Origin of the sequence: Vibrio makurazakiensis (assembly GCF_050337375.1) — a bacterium.
Classification (GTDB): Bacteria; Pseudomonadota; Gammaproteobacteria; order Enterobacterales; family Vibrionaceae; genus Vibrio; species Vibrio makurazakiensis.
This window is the reverse complement of record NZ_JAKJSW010000063.1, coordinates 1-21,684: the sequence shown is the minus strand read 5'-3', so window position 1 is coordinate 21,684 and position 21,684 is coordinate 1. Positions and strand designations below refer to the sequence as shown.

The 21,684-nt window shown below is 42.9% G+C and carries 15 protein-coding genes; 10 read left to right on the top strand and 5 right to left on the bottom strand.

Annotated features, from left to right (window positions below; genetic code table 11):
* The first annotated feature begins 118 nt into the window (after positions 1 to 118).
* The gene (locus L4C33_RS09450) at positions 119 to 628 is read left to right on the top strand and encodes a hypothetical protein (RefSeq protein ID WP_428812188.1); all 510 of its coding nucleotides are present in this window, start codon (positions 119 to 121) and stop codon (positions 626 to 628) included.
* A gap of 59 nt (positions 629 to 687) precedes the next feature.
* Here L4C33_RS09450 and L4C33_RS09445 read toward each other — a convergent pair whose 3' ends face one another.
* The 4 genes from L4C33_RS09445 to L4C33_RS09430 all read right to left on the bottom strand — a co-directional run bounded on the left by L4C33_RS09445 (position 688) and on the right by L4C33_RS09430 (position 9,945).
* The gene (locus L4C33_RS09445; protein WP_428812187.1) at positions 688 to 2,637 is read right to left on the bottom strand and encodes a HAMP domain-containing methyl-accepting chemotaxis protein; all 1,950 of its coding nucleotides are present in this window, start codon (positions 2,635 to 2,637) and stop codon (positions 688 to 690) included.
* Between the two features lie 190 nt (positions 2,638 to 2,827).
* Positions 2,828 to 5,011 (bottom strand): 1,4-alpha-glucan branching protein GlgB, encoded by a 2,184-nt coding sequence (glgB, locus tag L4C33_RS09440; RefSeq protein WP_428812186.1) that lies wholly within the window; start codon positions 5,009 to 5,011, stop codon positions 2,828 to 2,830.
* A gap of 197 nt (positions 5,012 to 5,208) precedes the next feature.
* Positions 5,209 to 7,389, bottom strand: a complete 2,181-nt coding sequence (gene malQ / locus L4C33_RS09435) for a 4-alpha-glucanotransferase (RefSeq protein WP_428812185.1) — start codon at positions 7,387 to 7,389, stop codon at positions 5,209 to 5,211.
* 102 nt (positions 7,390 to 7,491) lie between these two features.
* Complete coding sequence (locus tag L4C33_RS09430; protein ID WP_428812184.1) at positions 7,492 to 9,945, bottom strand: glycogen/starch/alpha-glucan phosphorylase; 2,454 nt, start codon at positions 9,943 to 9,945, stop codon at positions 7,492 to 7,494.
* Positions 9,946 to 10,483: 538 nt separating this feature from the next.
* Here L4C33_RS09430 and malT point away from each other — a divergent pair.
* The 8 genes from malT (at position 10,484) to sstT (ending at position 20,161) form a co-directional block, all read left to right on the top strand.
* Positions 10,484 to 13,192 (top strand): HTH-type transcriptional regulator MalT, encoded by a 2,709-nt coding sequence (gene malT / locus L4C33_RS09425; RefSeq protein WP_428812183.1) that lies wholly within the window; start codon positions 10,484 to 10,486, stop codon positions 13,190 to 13,192.
* Between the two features lie 157 nt (positions 13,193 to 13,349).
* Positions 13,350 to 13,775 carry an SRPBCC family protein gene (locus tag L4C33_RS09420; RefSeq protein WP_428812182.1) on the top strand — a complete coding sequence of 142 codons (426 nt, stop codon included), beginning with the start codon at positions 13,350 to 13,352 and terminating at the stop codon, positions 13,773 to 13,775.
* Positions 13,776 to 14,216: 441 nt separating this feature from the next.
* A complete protein-coding gene (locus L4C33_RS09415) occupies positions 14,217 to 15,143 on the top strand; it encodes a polyprenyl-phosphate transporter (protein ID WP_428812181.1) in 927 nt (308 codons plus the stop codon).
* 193 nt (positions 15,144 to 15,336) lie between these two features.
* The gene (locus L4C33_RS09410) at positions 15,337 to 15,786 is read left to right on the top strand and encodes a hypothetical protein (protein ID WP_428812180.1); all 450 of its coding nucleotides are present in this window, start codon (positions 15,337 to 15,339) and stop codon (positions 15,784 to 15,786) included.
* Entirely contained in the window at positions 15,783 to 16,388 is a 606-nt protein-coding gene (locus tag L4C33_RS09405) for an SCO family protein (protein WP_428812179.1), read from the top strand. The genes L4C33_RS09410 and L4C33_RS09405 overlap by 4 nt, the downstream gene beginning before the upstream one ends.
* Before the next feature lie 52 nt (positions 16,389 to 16,440).
* Complete coding sequence (locus L4C33_RS09400; RefSeq protein ID WP_428812178.1) at positions 16,441 to 16,899, top strand: copper chaperone PCu(A)C; 459 nt, start codon at positions 16,441 to 16,443, stop codon at positions 16,897 to 16,899.
* A 414-nt stretch (positions 16,900 to 17,313) separates the two neighbouring features.
* Entirely contained in the window at positions 17,314 to 18,375 is a 1,062-nt protein-coding gene (gene rsgA, locus L4C33_RS09395; protein WP_428812177.1) for a ribosome small subunit-dependent GTPase A, read from the top strand.
* Positions 18,376 to 18,943: 568 nt separating this feature from the next.
* Positions 18,944 to 20,161 carry a serine/threonine transporter SstT gene (gene sstT, locus L4C33_RS09390; RefSeq protein WP_428812176.1) on the top strand — a complete coding sequence of 406 codons (1,218 nt, stop codon included), beginning with the start codon at positions 18,944 to 18,946 and terminating at the stop codon, positions 20,159 to 20,161.
* 160 nt (positions 20,162 to 20,321) lie between these two features.
* Here sstT and L4C33_RS09385 read toward each other — a convergent pair whose 3' ends face one another.
* Positions 20,322 to 20,789 (bottom strand): ASCH domain-containing protein, encoded by a 468-nt coding sequence (locus L4C33_RS09385; protein ID WP_428812175.1) that lies wholly within the window; start codon positions 20,787 to 20,789, stop codon positions 20,322 to 20,324.
* A gap of 209 nt (positions 20,790 to 20,998) precedes the next feature.
* On the opposite strand from L4C33_RS09385, the gene L4C33_RS09380 reads away from it, so the two are divergent.
* Positions 20,999 to 21,684 (top strand): tRNA (adenine(22)-N(1))-methyltransferase (locus tag L4C33_RS09380; RefSeq protein ID WP_428812174.1); only part of this gene is annotated, 686 nt, incomplete at its 3' end.

Below are 21,684 nucleotides of genomic sequence, written 5' to 3'. Positions count from 1 at the left end.
GGCATACCATAAGAAAAATTAGGGAGCTTGGGTTCAAGCCATCAATACTTTCTCTAACGAAGAATTACGAGCGGTAAATCTCGTAATATCTACAAAAGTACTTGGCCCACAATTGACAATGACGTCTCAAAGACTAAATGAAGATATTCGACTTGGAGATAAAGTGGCGCGTATAACACAACAACAAAAAGCAGAAAATTTAGAAAAATATAATGCAGAAATTCTTAACATATTCTGGGAAGAAGGTATTACTGCCGTCACCTATACTCGGTTAAGTAAAGAGTTAAATATAACCCAATCAACCCTACAAGGTTACTATCCAAGTTCTGGGGATTTCTCATTAGCCCTAAAAGATCGATTGCATCCCGTATTAGTCAAACCGCTTACGTTTGAAAGTGAAGATGCTTTTTTTAGTTCGTGGGATGAAGCTATGAAAGAAAAAACGTTTCAACATATTGTTGAATTGAAGCTTCGAACAGCCTCTCTATCTTCACCTTCACCAATAGATGCAAGAGGCTTTAAGAAGTTTGAAAACTTGTTAGAAGAACATTTTGGATCTAAACATAGAGCAATTCTCGAAAGAGTGCTCGGGCGTTCTGTACTTCTTCTCGCTCAATACGACGAGTAATACATATGTAAAAAAACCAGCTTATAAGCTGGTTTTTTTTTGGATTTTAAAATACCTACTTACGAGGTCTTAAAACGCTTCATTTGTGTTTCTAAATGGTGCGCTACTGATGATAGCTCTTGGGCAGAAGTAGAAATAGTATCAACAGACTGGCTATTCTCACGGCTAATACTGTTGGTTTTTGTCACATTCTCACTGACACCATTGGTGACCATACTCTGCTCTTCTACCGCTGCTGCTATCTGAATATTAATATCACTTAGCGCAGTCACAGTACCGTTTACCGATTGCAGGTTGCTTGAAGCACTATTCACTTGGACTGCTGCTCCAGTTACGGTTTCATGGCTTCGTGAAATCGCATTCATCGCTGCCTCTGCACCGCTTTGTAGTGAACGAATTAAAGTTTCAATCTGCCCCGTAGCGTCTTGAGTTCGCTGTGCCAGAGTACGAACTTCATCGGCAACCACAGCAAAACCTCTTCCTTGCTCACCAGCTCGAGCAGCTTCGATTGCAGCATTCAGCGCCAGCAAGTTAGTTTGCTCAGCTACACCTTGAATCGTTTCTAAAATAGACCCAATATTCATCGATTCTTGGTACAGTTCTTTTACCTGCTTAGAGCCCGCATTCATTTGCTTTTCAGCTTCACCGATTTGAACCAATGTTTTTTCGACTTCGTTCAAACCTAATGTCACATTTGAAGTCACTTCGTCATTAAACTGAGAAGCACTGGTTGCATTCGATGAAATTTCTTGAGTACTGATCGATAGTTCATGGATCGACGCTGAAATCTGTTCCATTTCCTCCTGAAGGGCCATTGAAGAATCATTGGTGGTCGTCGTGATCATCGAAAGCTCTTCCGACATTTCTCCCACTTTCTCACAAGAACCATTCACTTCAGATACAATATCGCGCAACGATACGATGGTTTCGCGCATGTTTTCTAACAACGACCCAATTTCATCTTTACTCTCCACAACAACATCTATAGACAAGTTGCCTTTAGCCAGTTCGCTAGAGATCACTTTAACTTGTTCAATGCCTTTGGTAATGGATCGGTTAACAAGAATGGCGCACAAAGTACCGACTGAAATAGCCAATACTGCCAGAGCAATAATAATAAAAATTGTACGCTCTTTACTTTTTTGAAGCTGAGGAATAAGACTGTTCTGTTCGGTCACTAATAACAGTTTTGCTTGTTCAATTTCTTTCGCTAAGTGATGGCCGGCTTCTTCTAGGTTTACTCGTAGCTGATGTTCTTCATCACGAAGTTTTACGACTTTCTCAAATGATTCAGCAAATTTAAGTCGTTGCTGAGTGAAGTCATCGATCAAATTACGAGTTAATTCACTTGTCGTATATTCAACAACTTTCTTCTCTAAATTCGGTAAATCTGTTTCAAAATAAGCACGTGATTTGGTAAACGGATTATCTTTCTCGTTATGCAAAAAGTTTGAAATTGAAATTTTTGCAAATAAGAATTTTTCCAATAGCTGTGCTGAATAATATTCAACATCGGAATTTCGCACTTTATGCGCTTGTTCTATAACTGCTTCAATATCATGAAGTGCTTTCTTTTCAATAGCAGCCATTTCAACGTAAGTTGCTTGATCAATCAATTTAATGTCCTTGACCAAGGTCTTAAAACTGTTGTCGTAACTGTTTAGTTCTTCCTTCATTTCTTTCAAAATGTCGATACGCTCCGCAGCTTTTGCTTGGAGTATCTCTTGTTCAGTCAACGATACGGCTTGTGCCATACGTTGGTCATATTCTTCAACGATTGACGGATCATGTGTAGCCAGGTAATTCTTAGCACTAATACGGGCTTTTAAAAAGTTTGCTTGAATACGACCAACCATCGTCAATTCATTTGATAATTCACCAAAGTGTCGAAAATTGTCCGACGCTTTCACCATTCCTTTGTAACTCACAAAACCAGACACCGCGAAAAAGATAAGGCATATACCAAACCCTAAGCGAATTTTTGTTCCTATTGATAAATTAGCCAACATAAAAGTACCTTAAAAACGTGCAACACTATTAGCCACACTACAGAACAACGTACCGTTAGTAAATGTGAGTATTGGCGTAAATAAAGAAACGAGAGCTACATCAGAAGTTTCCGTACGATCAACTGATAAAGTCATTAGTTGATTATAAAAAAGGGAGCACTAGGCTCCCTTTATATTTTTTGGCTCAACTCTATTTATTGAGCTTGTAAAACACGGTTGAAAGCGGTGGGAGTTTCAATGCTAGAGATTGCTCCAACCCTTCACTTGGTATCGTCTCAGTTTTTGCAATCGCGTTTACTGGGTAGTCACTACCGTTGTACTGAGCCGCATCAGTGTTCAATATCAATTGATATGTCCCTTCAACAGGAACACCTAAACGGAACGAATCATGAGGTACTGGGGTAAAGTTTGATACCACCAGAATGCGCTCTCCCGCTTCACTGATTCGCTCATGCGCTAAAACACTCGCTTCTGCAGAATCTTGAAGACGCCACTCAAAACCTTTAGGGTCAAAGTCTAGGTCATGCATTGCAGGTTGATCGCGGTACATATGATTTAGGTCTTTCGTTAGGTTTTGAACTCCTTGGTGACGTTCATAATCTAGCAAGAACCATTGCAGTTGATCATCATGATTCCACTCAGCAGTCTGACCAAATTCTGCCCCCATAAAGTTCAGCTTTTTACCCGGCTGTGCGTACATATAACCTAAATAAGCACGTAGGTTAGCTGTTTGCTGCCACTCATCACCCGGCATTTTATTGTGGATAGAACCTTTGCCGTAAACCACTTCGTCATGAGAAAGCGATAATACGTAGTTTTCACTATGTGCGTAAACAAGCGGGAATGTGATGGTATCGTGGTGATATTTTCGGTTAACCGGATCTTCTTGAATATAAGAGAGGCTGTCGTGCATCCACCCCATATTCCATTTAAAGCCAAAGCCTAAACCGCCCATAAATGTTGGTGCAGATACACCTGGGAATGCCGTCGACTCTTCAGCTATTGTCATCGCATTTGGGAAGTGTTTGTAGACTTCTTCATTCATCCACTTCAAAGTCACTATCGCGTCGTAATTCTCGTTACCGCCATCGACATTTGGGATCCATTGGTCATGGCTGCGTGAGTAATCCAAGTAAAGCATAGAAGCAACGGCATCAACACGAATACCATCGATATGGAACTGTTCGAACCAATACAGCGCGTTTGAAACTAAGAAACGGCGAACATGCTCTTTGCCAAGATCGTAAATGTAAGAATTCCAATCTTGGTGCCAACCACGGCGTGGATCTGGATCGTGAAATAGTGGTGTGCCATCGAAGTTCGCTAAGCCGTGATCATCTGATGGGAAGTGCGCAGGAACCCAATCAAGAACGACACCTAAACCGGCTTGGTGACACTGGTCGACAAAGTATTTAAAGTCATCTGGGCTACCGAAACGGCTGGTCGGAGCAAACAAACCAACAGGCTGGTATCCCCAAGAGCCGAAGAACGGATGCTCTGACACTGGCATTAACTCAACATGGGTATAGCCGAGCTCGGTCAGGTATGGGATCAGTTCAGCAGCAAGTTCACGATAGTTTAAAAATTCACCCTCTGCATTACGCTTCCACGAACCAGCATGCAATTCATAAAAAGACAGCGCTTCTTTGCGCTTTTCTGTCACTGACCGTTGCTGCCATTGGTTATCTTGCCAGTTGTATCGGCTATGGTCGTAAGTCACTGAAGAAAAGGATGGGTACTGCTCCGAATAGCTACCCCAAGGGTCAGCCTTATGTGGAAGCCCTTCACCGTTTGGTCCTTTTAGCTCAAATTTATATTGAGCGCCTTCTTCCAAGTTAGGAATGAACAAGCCCCAGATACCGTAGTCAAGACGCTGCATTGGGTAGCGGCGACCATCCCAGTCGTTGAAATTTCCGACTAGACTTGCAGCTGTGGCATGCGGAGCGTAAACAAGAAAACGCGTGCCCGATATCTTTTTACCGTCGCGTTCTAAAGTGATGAACTGAGAGCCCATGTGATGGTACATATCTTTTGGTGTATGCAGCTCATCGTAACCAACATACAATTCATGATACTGGTATGGGTCATCTAATAATTGTTCGACACCCGCCCAGTCAACAGCAAGCTGATAATGGGTAAAACGTAGGTCACGTTGTTGTTTTAGAATAAAACTACTTTCACCTTCGCGTTCTAGCTCTACACGAGGTTCGTTATCTATTACTAACTCAACTTTATCTGCACCGGGGATCCACACCCGTAATGCACCTTCCTCAGAAGGAATATACGGACCAATAAATGAAAACGGGTCAGCAAACGAAGCCTGAGACAGTTGGGTATATATTTGTTTTTGCTTTGAAATCGCACTTGTTTCCAAAACCTTTCTCCCTAACCAAACATCCAAAAAATACTATACAAAAATGCCCGCTATTAAGTGCGGGCAATATAACGACGGTTCATTTTACCCGACGAAAGCTTGGGATTGAGTGACCAAGGACATAGTTTCTTATGCAACAATAAGAAACTATGTGTCGTTTGGGTCAACTCATCCCGTAAGTCATTCACAAATAATGACTATTCACCAGCTTTCGCACGAACTTCGGTCAATCGTTTAGAAATACGATTTACACCATCATGACTGAATAGCTCATCTAAATTCATGGACAGTTTACGACGCCAGTTCGGGTATTCATCTACCGTTCCTGGAATGTTTACTGGTTTATCCATTTCCAACCAGTCTTCAAGCTGAACACTCAGTAATGTAGAAGAACCCGCAGCCACATGCAGCTGAAGCGCTTCAGCAAGGTGAGAATCCATTGGTACTTGGCTTGCGTCACGTCCTACCCCTTCAGGTAAGAAACCATGCCATGCCACTGAGTCTAAAATACCTTGTTTACACTCTAAACGATCATCGAATAACGCGTTAAGCTGCGCTGCATCTGGGTATAAGCCAATCTCTTCACCCATTTTTAAATCATCACAATGCCAGAAACCTCGGAGTGTTGGCATATCGTGAGTACACAATGCTGACATCGACTGCTGCGCGTAGTGCTTTGGTGAAATAAAGCCACCGTCATCTTCTGAAGTTTCGAAGAAGAATACTTTGTATGAGTGAACACCAGCATCAGCCAAAATATCGACAATTTCATCAGGCACTGTACCTAAGTCTTCCCCAATCACACTGCATTGGTAACGGTGTGATTCTAGAGCCAGAATTGCCAGCATATCTTTCACAGGATAGTAGATATACGCCCCTTTAGTTGCGTTCTCTCCTTTTGGTATCCACCATAGGCGAAGCAATCCAAGTACGTGATCAATACGCAGTGCACCACAATGTTTCATGTTTGCGCGCAGCAGTTGGATAAACGCCTCGTAACTGGTCTCTTTTAGCGCATCAGGATTAAGTGGCGGTAAGCCCCAGTTCTGACCAAGAGGGCCTAAAATATCAGGTGGAGCACCAATGCTCGCATCCATCACTAGGCTACCTTCATCAGCCCAGGTTTCACTGCCAGAGTCAGCAACACCTACTGCTAAATCACGGTACAAACCAACAGACATGCCTTTTTCTTCAGCTAGGGCTTGAGCATCATTAATTTGGCAGTCAGCAATCCATTGTAAGTACATGTAAAGCTGTACTTTACTTTGGTTGTCTTTGATGAATTTCTGAGTCGCTTGGCTTTCAAAATTACGATATTTATCTGGGAATACAGGCCAACCCCAAACACTACTGTCTTCGTTATGAAGCTCAGTATGCAGCGCATCAAAAGCAGCTTGGTGAACCAAGCTTTGAGCGCCTTCTTCCACGAATGCTAAGAATGCATGTGCGCGGTCACTATTCTTATCTAGGTGACGTTTTTTAAACTCGGCGAAAAGAAGCGGTAGAACGCTCATTTTCAATTCAGCAACTTCAGAATAATTAACCCAGTGAGCCTCTCTCGCCTTTTGTAGACGCTGTTGGAACTCGGCGCTGCCAACAGTTTGCTGCGCTTCTGCACTTAATGCGAATTCAGGAACAGAACTCACATCGATGTAGAGAATATTCAACCAACGACGCGAAGATGGGCTGTATGGGCTCGCACCTTCTGGGTTAGCTGGGAACAAAGAATGAATAGGGTTAAGACCGACGAAGTCACCACCACGAGAAGCAATGTCTGCGACCAATTGTTTTAGATCGCCAAAGTCACCAATGCCCCAGTTATGCTGAGTACGAAGTGTGTATAGCTGGACACTTGGGCCCCATAGCTTTTTACCTTCGTTAATGGAATCTTGTTTATAACACGCTTGCGGTGTTCTGATTAATGTCATCGTGTATGGCGCTTTACGACGCTTACGAGTCACGATGAGTTTATGGTAACCCCACGCCAAATCACTTGGCAGTTCAAACACTAAAGGGCCACCCTCAGCTCGTTCATCACGAACAACTTGTGACTGAAGATAGCCTTCAAGTACCTCTCCTTGTTCCGTTTCTAAGCGCCAGCTAAACTCACTTTCACGAGCACTGACACCTAGGTTCAGTGCCACCTCTACTGGCTCATCATCACGAACAACAAGGACTGGGTCTAATACGTCTTTCTTGTGTTTTTTCTCTGCCGATTTAAGCAAAGTTTCATCATTAGTGGTGTCATAGCCAAGCGACGCTAGTAGGTGAAGAATCGTTTCTTCAGATACAGCAGCTTCATCGCCCCACGCACTGACATAGCTATCGGCAATATTCGCCATTTCTGCGACTTGTTTTAATACGTTTTGTTCTTTCATCGCTCTCTCCGAAGGCACTGCTTTCGCCTTCTAAACTTGTAGGGTTTTTCAATTTAATCAATGCAGCCAAGACAGGTTCTCTGCCTTGGCTTATGGTGACTATTAACGGCTTACCGCTTCTAGTTTCCAAATGTTATTTACGTAATCACGGATAGAACGGTCAGAACTGAACTTACCCACTAACGCTGTGTTTAGAATCGCTTTCTTCGCCCAACCAGCCTGGTCACGGTACTGGATTCCCATATCTTCATGCGCTTTCACGTAAGACGCGAAATCAGCAAGACATAGGTATGGGTCGCCGCCATCTAATAGGCTATCGAATGTTGCACGTAGCTTACCCGGTTCACCTGGGGTGAACTCATCAGTAAGTAGAAGATCCATTGAAGCTTTCAATAGGTGATCAGCATTGTAGTAGTCGAATGGGTTGTAGCCATTCGCTCTAGTTTCCTCAACACCATCAACATCCAAGCCGAAGATATAGATGTTTTCATCACCCACTTCTTCACGGATCTCTACGTTTGCACCATCCATCGTACCAATGGTTAATGCACCATTAAGAGCCATTTTCATGTTACCCGTGCCCGACGCTTCTTTACCTGCCGTCGAGATTTGCTCAGAAACATCAGCCGCTGGAATGATGATTTCCGCCATACTTACGCGGTAATCAGGCATGAATACAACTTTCAGCTTGTTGCCAATGCGTGGGTCACTATTCACTTTATCTGCGATCTTGTTCGTTGCGTAGATGATCTCTTTCGCTAGGTGGTAACCAGGAGCGGCTTTCGCTGCAAAGAAAACAACGCGTGGCGCCATATCGAAGTCAGGATCATTCAGCAAGCGGTAATACAAAGACAAGATGTGCAGCATGTTTAGGTGCTGACGCTTGTACTCATGAAGACGCTTGATTTGCACATCAAAAATGGCGTTAGTATCTAACTCGATGCCCATGTTGTCCGAAACCCAATCAGCAAGGCGCTGCTTATTTTGTTTCTTCACTGCCATGAATTCTTTCTGGAATTTTGAATCGTCAGCGTACTTAGCAATCTGTTGTAATTGGTCTAGATCCGCAGGCCACTCAGAACCGATTTTATCGGTAATCAAGCTTGATAAAGCAGGGTTACAGAACTTCAACCAACGACGTGGTGTTACACCATTTGTAACGTTAGTTAATTTGTTCGGATACAGTTCATCAAACTCAGGGAATAGGTCACGCTTAACCAAAGCAGAGTGAAGTGCAGCTACACCATTAACTGCGTACGAACCAACAACACAAAGGTTAGCCATGCGTACCATGCGGTGGAAACCTTCCTGAATAATAGAAAGTTTTTGCTGCTTAGCGACATCACCAGGCCACTTTTTACGAACTTCTTGCAGGAACAAGTGGTTGATGTAGTAGATTATTTCCATGTGACGAGGTAATAGACGTTGGATTAGCGACTCTGACCATGTCTCTAGCGCTTCTGGTAAGAGTGTGTGGTTCGTGTAAGCAAAAGTCTTCGAACTGATAGACCAAGCTTCATCCCAACCTAAACCTTTCTCATCAATCAGAATACGCATCAACTCAGGAATCGCGATAGTTGGGTGCGTATCGTTCAACTGAATGGTTTCGTATTTAGGAAGAGACGCTAGCGTATGACCTGCAGCTTCGTGACGACGCAGGATGTCACGGATAGACGCAGCTGAATGGAAGTACTGCTGCATAAGGCGCAGTGTCTTACCTTTTTCATGGTTATCATTCGGGTACAGTACCTTAGTGATGTTACCAGCATCGATCAGTGAGTGTTGCGCTTCAAAGTAATCGCCGTTATTGAAACTTGCTAAAGAGAAAGGGGCAATCGCCTGACATTCCCAAAGACGCAGTGGGTAAACCGTATTTGACTCGTAACCTACAATAGGTAAATCCCAAGGCATTGCTTTTACTTCCATGCCCGGAACCCAAGTGCGTACTTCTTTTCCGTCAATAGTTTCAACGTTTACATGGCCGTAGAAACCAATGTGCTGCGCTAGTTCTGGGCGAGCAATTTCCCACGGATAACCTTCTACGCCGCGCCATGCATCTGGAGCTTCTTGCTGATGACCATCACGGAAAGATTGTTTGAATAGACCGTACTCGTAGTGCAGACCATAGCCCACAGTTGGGAACTCTTGAGCGGCACAAGAATCCATGAAACAAGCCGCTAGACGCCCTAAACCACCATTACCTAACGATGGGTCACGCTCTTCTTCAAGAAGATCAGTCAGGTTTTGACCTAACTCTTCCATTGCGTGTGTGATTTGCTCATATAGGCCCATGCTGATCAGGTTGTTACCTGTCAATCGACCAATTAGAAATTCTAGTGACAAGTAGTTTACGCTTTTAGCGTTCGTGATTTTCTCGTCATTTTCTGTTGCAAGCATATCGAAAGTTGTTAGCTCTGCTAACGCACGCCCCATTGCTAGGTACCATGCGCGGCTATCCGCTGATTCAATCGTAGTTGCATAAGTTGCAGATAAATGTTTTTTAACACTTTCTTGGAACGACACTTTATCGAAATTTTTTTGTTGAGTTGCTTTCATTTCAGAAATCTCTCTTTTTGTTTTAATTCATCTGTGACATATCGTGCATGGTCACCGTTAACTAAACATCATCCTGCTTTCGCTCCTTTAAAGGAGTAGAAGGGAGGGCGTAGGGGGCGTACTCAGTACCAGTTAGTGATCCAACTCTCACCATCGTATGGATTCCCCACATTCGGGGTGATTACGATCACACCACCTTGTTGCATAACCTAACCACAAACGATGACTTTTCAATTTATCGACTCATTATCAAACTTCATTTTTGACGAATTGATCACGAAATAATTTAAGTTGTTTCTTAAATTCTCATCAATTTCTGTAGTAACACACCGAACATCACGTTCATAAAACCCGACCAAGCGTGACGTTAATCACAAATACAGGGCGTAGAGACTCCAAAACAAGCGCTAGACCAATAATTCAGAACTCGATCATGGTTTGTAGAGTTTTGCTTCACGTAACATGCGCTCAAAGAACAATAATGCTGTGGAATTCGTCCCTCATTATTCGATTGTCAAAAATAAGGTTCATTATCGACATGTGGATTCCGTCAAAGTTAACCCGTCCGGGTCGTTTGCATAACGCCATAGTAAGACCAAAGGTTTTAGACCTTCTGCAACCTGCCCCTTACTACAAATTGGTGCTATTTCGTTCACCTGCGGGCTACGGAAAAACAACCATGGCGGCTCAATGGTTGACCGATAAATCCAATGTCGGTTGGTATAGCGTTGATGACAGTGATAACGATGCTTTTCGCTTTATCAACTACTTATTGCAATCTCTAAATAAAGCTACTCACAACGCCTGTCCAAACTCACAGAAGCTTGCAGAAAAACGACAGTTCTCGTCACTTCACTCCTTGTTCAGCGAAGTTTTTGCTGAAATGAGTGAATTTAGTCAAGAGTGCTACATCGTTCTTGATGACTATCATGTGATCACCAATGATGATATTCACGAAGCCATGCGTTTTTTCCTAAAACACATGCCAGACAATTTGACTCTGGTTGTCACTAGCCGAGCGACTCCTCCGCTAGGAACTGCAAACCTTCGTGTTCGTGATCTTATGATCGAAATTGGTAATGACTTGTTGGCGTTTGATACGGAAGAGACCACACGATTTTTCAATCAACGTGTCGCAGATGGAATTGACGATGTGACCGCTGATAACCTGAGAAACTATGTAGAAGGCTGGCCTTCTGCGCTTCAATTAATTGCGTTGCAAGCTCAACACCAGAAACGTACTTTGGCTCAGTCAGCCGAATCAGTTTCTCACTTCAATCATGCGCACCTTTGGGACTATTTAGTTGAAGAGGTCTTTGACTTACTGGACAAAGAGACTCGCCACTTCTTAATGCAATGCTCGGTACTCGATCACTTCAATGACGAGTTAGTGTATGAACTAACTCAACGCGAAGATGCATTAGGTATGATCGAATCATTGAACCGATACGGTTTGTTCATTTACCCTCTTGAAGGCGAACATAACTGGTATCGCTTCCACAATTTATTTGCTGAATTTTTGGCACATGAACGCCAAGCGAGAATTCCTCAGCAAGAAAAAGAACTGCACTGTAATGCCGCTCATGCTTGGCTAAAACAAGACACCCCACATCAAGCATTAGGTCATGCTCAGAAAGCAAAGAATGGGGATTTAATTGCTCAGATCCTTGATGACTATGGTTGGAAAATGTTTAACCAGGGTGAGTTGTCTTCACTTGAAATGGCCGTTAAGCAACTTAATCGCGACCAACTGTACAGCAACCCTAAGTTATCAATGCTTCGAGCATGGTTAGCACAAAGCCAACACCGCTATGACCAAGTGGGAACCTTACTAGCCGAAGCAGAAGATGAGTATAAAAAACGCGAAATCACCTTAGATACTCAACAACAAGGTCAATACAATGCGCTGCGTGCTCAAGTTGCAATTAACAGTAATCAACCAGAAGCTGCGCTAGAGTTAGCGGAATTGGCGCTCAGCCAACTTAATACGAATATCTACCGCAGTCGTATTGTGGCAACTTCGGTCGTAGGTGAAGTTAACCATGTAATGGGGAATTTAAGCCGCGCGCTTCCAATGATGCAGCAAACTGAAAAGCTCGCACGTCAGTATCAGGTTTACCATCAGGCACTCTGGGCAATTCTGCAGCAGAGTGAAATTCTCATAGCTCAAGGGTATGTGCAAGCGGCCTTTGAGTTGCAAGACTCTGCATTCAAACTCATTGAAGACCACCAACTCCAACACGTTCCTTTGCATGAATTCTTGCTACGTATCCGGGCTCAAGTGTTTTGGTGCTGGAACCGTTTAGACGAGGCAGAAGAGTGTTGTTATAAAGGGCTAGAAATTTTAGGTCACCACTCACCAAGTAAGCATCTGCACAGCTATTCTATGCTTGCGAGGATTGCGATTGGTCGTGGTGAGCTCGATAAAGCAGCCAAGTTTATCGAACAAATACAACACCTATTACGTCAGTCTACTTACCATGTTGACTGGACAGCCAACGCCTCTTTGTCTTTGCTGTTGTTTTGGCAGATGAAAGGCAACACCGATGCGATTAAAGAGTGGCTTGAAGTCGCTGTGCGACCGGAATCAGCAAGCAACCACTTTTGCCAACTTCAGTGGCGAAACATAGTTCGCGCACATATAGGCTTAGGGCAATTTGAAGAAGCACACGCCGCACTTAAATTCCTGAAAGCTGAAGCAAGCAAAGCTAATTTAGTAACCGACACCAACCGCAACTTGATCGTTGAATCTGTACTTTGTATTCAGCTTAAAGATGAAGAGCAAGCGCGAGAGCTTCTAAAGCAAGCACTTAACATGACCAACCAAACCGGGATGGTGGGTAATTTCTTGGTTGACGGCGCGACTATTGGTCACCTACTTGAAAAGCTCAGCAATAAGCTTGAACTTGGCGATCTAGAACGACACCGTGCCCAGCAAATAATGAAAGATATTTCGACAACTCAACGCAGTCGCTCGGTTCATTTCGACGAGGACTTTATCGAGAAGCTAGTTAACCACCCAAATATCCCTGAGCTCGTTCGCACCAGCCCATTGACTCAGCGTGAATGGCAGGTGCTAGGGCTTATCTATTCCGGTTTTAGTAACGAGCAAATAGCGCAAGAACTCGATGTCGCAGGAACAACCATTAAAACTCATATTAGAAACCTGTATCAAAAACTGAACATCGCGAATCGAAAAGAGGCCATCAGTACCGCTGAAAACCTACTTCAGTTAATGGGCTACTAAAAAGGGCAGCAAAGACCAACAAGGTCAATATTTAGCCTACAATTAGGAAGATTAAGCCAGTTGTTACCTCAGAGTAATGACTGGCTTTTTTTATAGCCCAACGACATACAAGGTTGCGAACTATTCGCAGGCATACATTCGGGCTAAGSAGAAAGCTATGGGACACTGCTATAACACCAGTGTTATCAACGCGCCTGTTGATAAAGTATGGGAAACAATTCACAACTTCCACGACCTAGCATGGGCAGATCAAGTCGTTACGAAAGTAGAGATCGTTGGAACTGCCTCAGGAACACAAGTAGGCGCAAAACGCATACTGAATGACGCATTTCAAGAAACACTGCTGAGCGTAGATGCTCACATTCATACTTTTACATATCAGATTGATGATGGGCCAGGCCCAATAGCCAAAGATGCTGTCGATAATTATTTGGGGAAAGTCTCCCTCTATCCAATAACCGACAGTGATCAAACATTTATCGAGTGGACATCAACCTACGAGTCTGACTCAGACAATGAAGTAGCTGAATTTTGTGATCCTATTTATACAGCTCTAATTGGATCATTAAAAAGTAAGTTCTAGAAACTTTCGTATCCCATGAACAACTGTCATATCCATTTAATATCAAAGAGGTAACGTGGTTTTTGTGAGGTTTGAATTTATTACAGGCAAAAAAATAGCCAATCGCAAAAAGGGCAATTGGCTTATATATATTGTGAACAAAAATGTTATTCACTAACAACGTCAGTTGGCTAGGTGACCCTCGGCTTAAGAAGGGTCACAGTTACTAATGCAGTATGCGTGCCAACTTTAAAAGAGCTGTTTTTTAGCACTTTATCGCAAAAAACTCCCATAAATCCTTTTTATTTTGCAAATTGCGAATGCATATTGCAATAAAATGCAAAGCGCTATGCATTGAGTTGCTATACATATCGAGTAAGTGCTATTAGCCATTTCATATTCATACTTTTTCGACAATAAAATTTGTATACTGCTTGTCATAATTCTCTATTACATATACCAATGAACTACTTAACCACATTCTTTAAAGGTATGGCGATGGGCGCAGCCGATGTTGTCCCTGGCGTATCTGGCGGTACAATCGCTTTTATTACCGGTATTTATGACACACTTCTTGAAAGCATCCGACGCATCAATCCAAGTGTATTAGGACTTTGGAAACGAGAAGGATTCAAGGCAGCGTTTGCTCATATTAATGGCCTGTTTCTTATTTCATTATTTGGCGGCGTCTTAACCAGCATTGCTACCTTAGCTAAACTGATTTCATGGTTACTTGAAACTCACCCAGTCCCTCTATGGTCATTCTTTTTTGGCCTGATCCTTGTTTCCGTTTTCCACATTCTTAAGCAGATTGAAAAACGCGATCTATCACGATTGGGGTTTCTGATTTTWRGCATCGGCTTCGCATATAGCATTACCATCATCAACCCATTACAAATGGAACCAACGAGCCTTAACGTACTGCTTGCTGGGGCAATTGCGATATGCGCGATGATCCTTCCTGGTATTTCTGGCAGCTTCATCTTATTGCTAATCGGGATGTATACGCCTGTACTTGGCGCGGTAAAAGGGTTTCAAATTGATATTCTTGCCCTATTCCTTGGCGGCTGCATATTAGGTCTACTAACGTTTTCGCACGTATTATCTTGGTTACTAAAATCATTCCGTGATTTCACTTTAGTTTTCTTAACGGGTTTGATGATTGGCACCCTACCAAAAATCTGGCCTTGGAAAGAAACCATCAGTTGGAGAACAAACTCTAAAGGTGAACAAGTTCCCCTCATTCAAGAGAACTTATCTCCTTTTGACTTTGAAGCGGTAACTTCACAACCTTCTCAACTCGTACTTGCGGTGATCATGATGTTAGCCGCCATTGCACTAGTCCTTGGCCTTGAGAAGTTCGCGCAAAGCCAAGACAAAGTCTCTTAATCGTCATTTAATTGATTTAGTAACAAAAATACGGAGCCAAGTGCTCCGTATTTTTTATCCACAATAGCAACGCCTTGTAACAAGTTTCAGCGACCATTTAGCCACTGCCCGCACAAAAATTTCTTTTGATACAACCACGTATTCATCCTTATGATAATATCGCCACTTTATAGAATTCGAACAAGATAATCCCATGCATCTTGCCCTTAAAGTGTCAGCAATTGGCTTAGCATTAGTCGCAGGGTTTTACGGCCCTCAGGTCGTAACCTCCGTAAAAGAGTCGATGTCACTGCATCAAATGTCTGCAGAAGCCGTAAACTTAGACGACTACTGCATGCTCTCCACAGTTTCCTGTGAACAGAATTCAGTGAAAATAACTCTCGACCGTGACGTTACCCAGCCTCTTGTTCCAGCTAAAATTCGCGTTGAATGGCCAAACGCAAAACAAGATAACTTAGCCTTAGATTTACGAGGCCTAGAGATGGAAATGGGCGTTGCAAAATACCGCCTAAATTCAGTAGGTGACGGTATCTATGAAGGCGAAATTCTTCTTCCAGTATGTACGCTCGATACTATGACGTGGCTTGGTGAATTAACCGATGGCGTAACGACAGTAAAACCCGCATTAAGGATGGCACGATGAGTAAAAATTGGTCTTTAGCATTGGTTATCGCCTTTGCTCTCGGATTTGGTGTAAAAAGCTATGTCGACGAACAAGCAAAAACTGCCGATGAACAAGAACAACAGCAGCAAATGTCGCAAACAACGCTATACGGTGAAAAAGGGAAAGCAGTTCCAATTTTCGACCAAAACGATGAACGCATTCGTGTGGTCTATTTTGGTTTCACTCGTTGCCCAGACGTTTGCCCTACTTCGTTGGCAATGATGGCCGGTGCTTTGAATCAAATTGATGATGCACAAAAAGCGAAACTAAGACCTATGTTTATTTCATTAGACCCTGAACGTGACGCGGCTGACGCATCTTTTGAATACGCACAATATTTCCACCCAATGATTGAAGGATTATCAGCGCCGTTAGAAATCACTAAGCCACTAGCTCATCGTTACGGTGTGATTTTCCGCAAAACAGAATTAGAAGACTCTGAGCTTGGATATACGCTTGATCACAGCTCATATTTTTATTTCTTAAAGCCTGACGGCAGCTTACTGACTAAAGTGCCACATACATTAACACCGGCACCATTAGTTGAGGCATTCAAAACAGTGACCTCATCGCAAGAATAAGCCCAAAAACTAAACCCAAAATACAAAATAATAAGACTCCAAGGACAATAACATGAAGCTCAAAGCTCTTGCCCTAGCTAGCCTACTTCTAGCCCCTTTGGCTCACGCAAACAGTGATGTCATGGCTCATGACCTCTACGCTCGTGCAATGCCTCCATCAGCAGTGACCAGTGCAGTGTTCACCACTTTAATGAACCACAGCGATCAAGAACGTGTTCTTGTTTCAGCGACAACGCCAGCAGCAGGTAAAGTGGAGCTTCATGATGTCATCAAAGAGGGTGATGTAATGAAAATGCGCCAAGTTCAACAAATTGCTATTCCAGCGAACAGTAATGTAGAGCTGAAACCTGGCAGCTTACATATCATGTTATTCAATCTTGCTAAGCGCTTGGATGAAGGTCAGAACATCGACCTTACGCTAACATTCAAAAACGGTGAGGTTCAAACTCTTCAAGTCCCTGTCAAAAAAGTGATGAGCGGTATGAAGAAGATGGATCACTCGCACCACTAAATCATGCGTAACTGTATCGGCATTGACTAGACCATACATAAACGAAAGCGGCGATAACTTCACCAAGTCGCTGCTTTCTGCTAGACTTGCCAAGAATTAAATTTATGGAGGACACAAGATGATTGTAATGACGAACCTATACACGGCAGTAAAAGCAACGCACGTATAAACTAGGTAGTACTTTATTATTTGCAGCGAACCCTCGCCTTTAAAGCGAACGCTGAAATCATGACTAAACTAGCGTAACCCTACCTAACTTTAAGCCGTCTAGGCTTGAAAGCTTCCGTTCTTTTACCCGGTGTATCTATCTATCCGGGGTCTAAATCTACGAATTCGACCCGAACTCAAACGTTTTTTGACGTCTAGAGCCTTTATAAGATCATATTCTTAGCTCTCACGTCTGGGGTAACAACAATGAATTCTCAAACAGTATTTTCTCATCCAATGACATTACAACAACTTGGATGGCAACCTGCGTTTCAACAACAACTGACACTTGAAGACTACGAGCACGCTATTTTGGCTCGAATTATCGCACACCATAGAAGTGGCTACATTCTCGCGAGTGAACAAGGCGAAATACAACTTCCGGTTCATCATAGCCAACCCGCTATGACGGTAGGAGACTGGGTAATATTAAACGCTGACCATCAATTTGAGCGCTTACTAGACAGGCAATCCCTGTTCAGCCGTAAAGCTGCAGGTAGTAAAGTTTCTCAGCAATATATTTCAGCCAATATCGATACAGTGTTTATCGTGGTTTCACTCAACCATGACTTTAACTTGAGCCGCATTGAACGCTACTTAGCATTAGCCAATGAAGCACAAGTTGAACCTGTTATCGTGCTGACTAAACTTGATCTTTGTGACGATGTTGAAAACAAAATTCAGCAAGTCCAAGAGCTCGACAATATGTTGATGATAGAAGCAGTTAATGGACTCGATTTAGAATCAGTGAAAGCCCTCGCACCTTGGTGTAAAACAGGCAAGACCGTTGCCTTGATGGGTTCGTCTGGTGTGGGCAAGTCGACTTTAGTGAACTCAATTTTGGGCGAACAAGAACAAGAAACCGGGGGCGTACGTGAAGACGATAGCAAAGGTCGTCACACGACTACCTCTCGTTCTTTGCACTTGCTAGAAAGTGGCGGACTGCTGCTTGATACGCCGGGAATGCGTGAACTTCAATTAGCCGACTGTGCCGATGGCGTAAGTGAAACTTTCTCTGACATCGAAGACTTAATTCTTAACTGTCGCTTCTCGGATTGCCACCATGAAACAGAGCCTGGCTGTAAAGTCGTTGCTGCTCTTAAAAATGGTGACCTTAGCGAAAGGCGCTTTAAGAACTACCAAAAGTTACTCAGAGAACAGGCTCGCAATGGTGCAACGCTCGCCGAACAACGCTCGCACTATAAACAGTTATCTAAGATGTACCGTAACGTACAGGCAGAAAGCCGTCACATAAAACAAGGCAGCTAACTGATACCTCATCAGTGAATATAAGCTAACTTTCGCCCTTTAGGCTCAGTCTAAAGGGCGATTTTATTACGTGAACAAACAAAACCAACTGCATGTCCTTCGCTCCCCCTAATGTTATATTTTCTACTCCGAGTGCTCCGCTTCTTATCCGACATAGTGAAACTCAGTGGAATGTCGCCAACAAACATCAACGTTAGTTAGACTGGCGATGTAAACAGTGCTTTGCATTTTGTGTTACCAATCAATTAACTAGCTTGAGATACCTCTAAATAGTATTCGGAGTCCTAAAACATTCACCAAACAACTAGTTAAAAACCGACGAAATAACGTCAGTTTATGAGCCAAAATCAAGAATGATGACATTCCATTAACGCAACCATAGACATAAAATTAACATTTAAATCCAAATACCACATACAGAGCAAACAATTAAACTAAAAACAAACTATTCCTAGACACAAAATATTATCTAGTTAATATAGCGGCCATTCGTCTAATGAATAGTCGAAATGCTTGTTTGAGTATCAAACTAGGCTAACTATAAAAATCAAATAATTGCAGGATCTTTATGCAAAATAACAACATCTTTGCCCGTTTTTCTCGCGGAAATCTCGTACTTCAAATTCTTGCTGGTATCGTTGTGGGTGTCGTTTTAGCGATCATCTCACCAGAAACAGCAAAAGATGCAGGTATGTTCGGTAGCCTATTCGTAGGTGCGTTAAAAGCTGTAGCCCCAATTTTAGTTTTCATTCTTGTTGCTGCTTCTATCGCGAACCAAAAACAAAACCAGCACACGCACATGCGTCCAATTATCGTTCTTTACTTAATTGGTACCTTCTCTGCCGCTCTAACAGCCGTTGTTTTGAGCTTCATGTTCCCAACTACGTTGACACTTGTAGCGGGTGCTGAGGGCGCAAACCCTCCACAAGGTATCGCTGAAGTACTTAACACTCTATTGTTCAAACTGGTTGATAACCCAGTGAATGCTCTAGTGAATGCGAACTACATTGGCATTCTTGCATGGGCAATCGGCCTTGGTATTGCACTACACCACGCATCAGCAACAACTAAAGCGGTATTCGAAGACTTAAGCCACGGTGTTTCTCAAATCGTTCGCTTCATCATTCGTCTAGCACCATTTGGTATCTTTGGTTTAGTTGCTTCTACTTTCGCATCAACTGGTTTTGACGCACTTGCAAGCTACGGTCAACTTCTAGCAGTTCTATTAAGCTCGATGCTAATCATCGCACTTGTTGTTAACCCACTGATTGTGTTTGTAAAAACAAAACAAAACCCATACCCACTAGTACTGCAGTGTATTCGTGAAAGTGGTGTTACTGCGTTCTTCACACGTTCAAGTGCTGCGAACATCCCAGTAAACATGGCTCTTTGTGAAAAGCTAAAACTAGACGAAGATACTTACTCAGTATCTATCCCTCTAGGTGCAACGATTAACATGGCTGGTGCAGCAATTACGATTACTGTACTTACGCTAGCGGCAGTACACACTATGGGTATCGAAATCGATATCATGACAGCTGTATTGCTAAGCCTTGTTGCTGCAGTTTCAGCATGTGGTGCATCAGGTGTTGCAGGTGGTTCACTACTACTTATCCCATTAGCTTGTGGCCTGTTTGGTATTTCAAACGATGTAGCGATGCAAGTTGTAGCGGTTGGTTTCATCATCGGTGTGATTCAAGATTCAGCTGAAACAGCTCTGAACAGCTCGACTGACGTAGTATTTACTGCTGCTGTATGTAAAGCTGAACAACAAAAACAAGCTTAGTAGAGAGCTTTTATAAGCCTTTGCGAAGTAATTTGATTAGTTCTCTTTTTGGTAATTAATCTAATAAAAATGCCCACATGAATGTGGGCATTTTTGTTTAAGTTTTATGTACTGTAATGACGACCATAACTAGATAAGCCATTAAGAGAAGGTCATTAAATTAAAGTGGGTATACCTTTTCAAAACGCTCTAGCACCAAGTCTGAGTTCTCATCAAATGCAGCTCCGACACTCTGAGCATATTTGGTGAAGAAATTAATATGAGCTTCACGCCACCACTCATAAGTACCATCGCCTTCCCCTTCAGACTCCGCAAACTCACGTGTCACCTGATTAAACGGACAGATAGAAACGTCTGTTATTTTTACTACGCAAACAGGCTGTTGCTGCCAATCAAGAACAAGGGTTAATCCACCGACTTTAGGTAATGGTTCCTGGTCTATGTCGTACCCTTCTTTTAGCCCACATGAGGCTGTTTTTTTTCCTATATCGATTAACCGTGCACATTCATTGGCGTTGTACTCATCAGCGCAAAAATGCTCAGCGATAATATGAGGAATGGCGTCACGTTCTTGCGAGGAGAGTGAGCCTAAATAGTTATCTAGAAATTGCTGTTGTTCTGGTGTCATGATCATCCCTAATTCTCAGTAGCTTTCAATTCAAGCCTCTTTCAGCCCGTCAAGACTAACACAAGCCAACTTGGTTTTATTCAATAAAATCAGCATGATAAAAATAGAGCAAGCGAGCATTTTTACGTAATACTTATTCACATCGCGATTTCTTAGCAAAAGCTATACAATGCGCCCCTTTCTACTGTATGACAAAGCTAGGCACGACGATGAAACTGGGCAAGCGACTATCAAAAATCGAATCACTGGTCACCGATGAATACACTCATATTTGGGACTGCTGCTGCGATCATGGTTTTCTCGGTGTTCGGCTGTTAGCAGAAAATAAAGCCCCTCAAATTCATTTCGTCGACATTGTTCCAAGCTTGATGGAGACATTAGAAGCTAAGTTGCACAAATTCTTTCCTAAGCCTGAAGATGCTGAAAATAGCGAGTATGATGTTACACATAGCATCACTTCAGAGGCACTAAAATCGACATGGCACGTTCACTGTATGGACGTCGCAAAATTACCGATTTCACAATTTGAAGGTCGACAACTAATCATCATTGCAGGAGTCGGCGGTGACTTAACCCATAAATTGGTTAACGAGATTCACCAAGCAAACCCAAAGGCACTGCTCGATTTTTTACTTTGCCCAGTACACCAACAGTACCTAGTAAGGCAAGGGCTTCGCCAGTTAGATCATGAATTAAAATCGGAATGTATCATCGAAGAGAATCGCCGATTCTATGAAATCATTTTGTCTACAAATGCATACAGCTCAAATAAGCCACAAGAGGAAGTTCATCACGTCGGCAGCCGAATTTGGCAAGCGGCTTCTAAAGATGAACACACATCCGCGCTACGATACTTAAACAAAACAATCGCACACTATGAGCGAATGCACCGTGG

Excerpts from the sequence above, each read along its gene's own strand:
- L4C33_RS09450 (WP_428812188.1), top strand. The coding sequence starts at position 119 with ATGACGTCTCAAAGACTAAATGAAGATATTCGACTTGGAGATAAAGTG.
- L4C33_RS09445 (WP_428812187.1), bottom strand. The coding sequence starts at position 2,637 with ATGTTGGCTAATTTATCAATAGGAACAAAAATTCGCTTAGGGTTTGGT.
- malQ (WP_428812185.1), bottom strand. The coding sequence starts at position 7,389 with ATGAAAGAACAAAACGTATTAAAACAAGTCGCAGAAATGGCGAATATT.
- L4C33_RS09430 (WP_428812184.1), bottom strand. The coding sequence starts at position 9,945 with ATGAAAGCAACTCAACAAAAAAATTTCGATAAAGTGTCGTTCCAAGAA.
- malT (WP_428812183.1), top strand. The coding sequence starts at position 10,484 with ATGTGGATTCCGTCAAAGTTAACCCGTCCGGGTCGTTTGCATAACGCC.
- L4C33_RS09420 (WP_428812182.1), top strand. The coding sequence starts at position 13,350 with ATGGGACACTGCTATAACACCAGTGTTATCAACGCGCCTGTTGATAAA.
- L4C33_RS09410 (WP_428812180.1), top strand. The coding sequence starts at position 15,337 with ATGCATCTTGCCCTTAAAGTGTCAGCAATTGGCTTAGCATTAGTCGCA.
- L4C33_RS09405 (WP_428812179.1), top strand. The coding sequence starts at position 15,783 with ATGAGTAAAAATTGGTCTTTAGCATTGGTTATCGCCTTTGCTCTCGGA.
- L4C33_RS09400 (WP_428812178.1), top strand. The coding sequence starts at position 16,441 with ATGAAGCTCAAAGCTCTTGCCCTAGCTAGCCTACTTCTAGCCCCTTTG.
- rsgA (WP_428812177.1), top strand. The coding sequence starts at position 17,314 with ATGAATTCTCAAACAGTATTTTCTCATCCAATGACATTACAACAACTT.
- sstT (WP_428812176.1), top strand. The coding sequence starts at position 18,944 with ATGCAAAATAACAACATCTTTGCCCGTTTTTCTCGCGGAAATCTCGTA.
- L4C33_RS09385 (WP_428812175.1), bottom strand. The coding sequence starts at position 20,789 with ATGACACCAGAACAACAGCAATTTCTAGATAACTATTTAGGCTCACTC.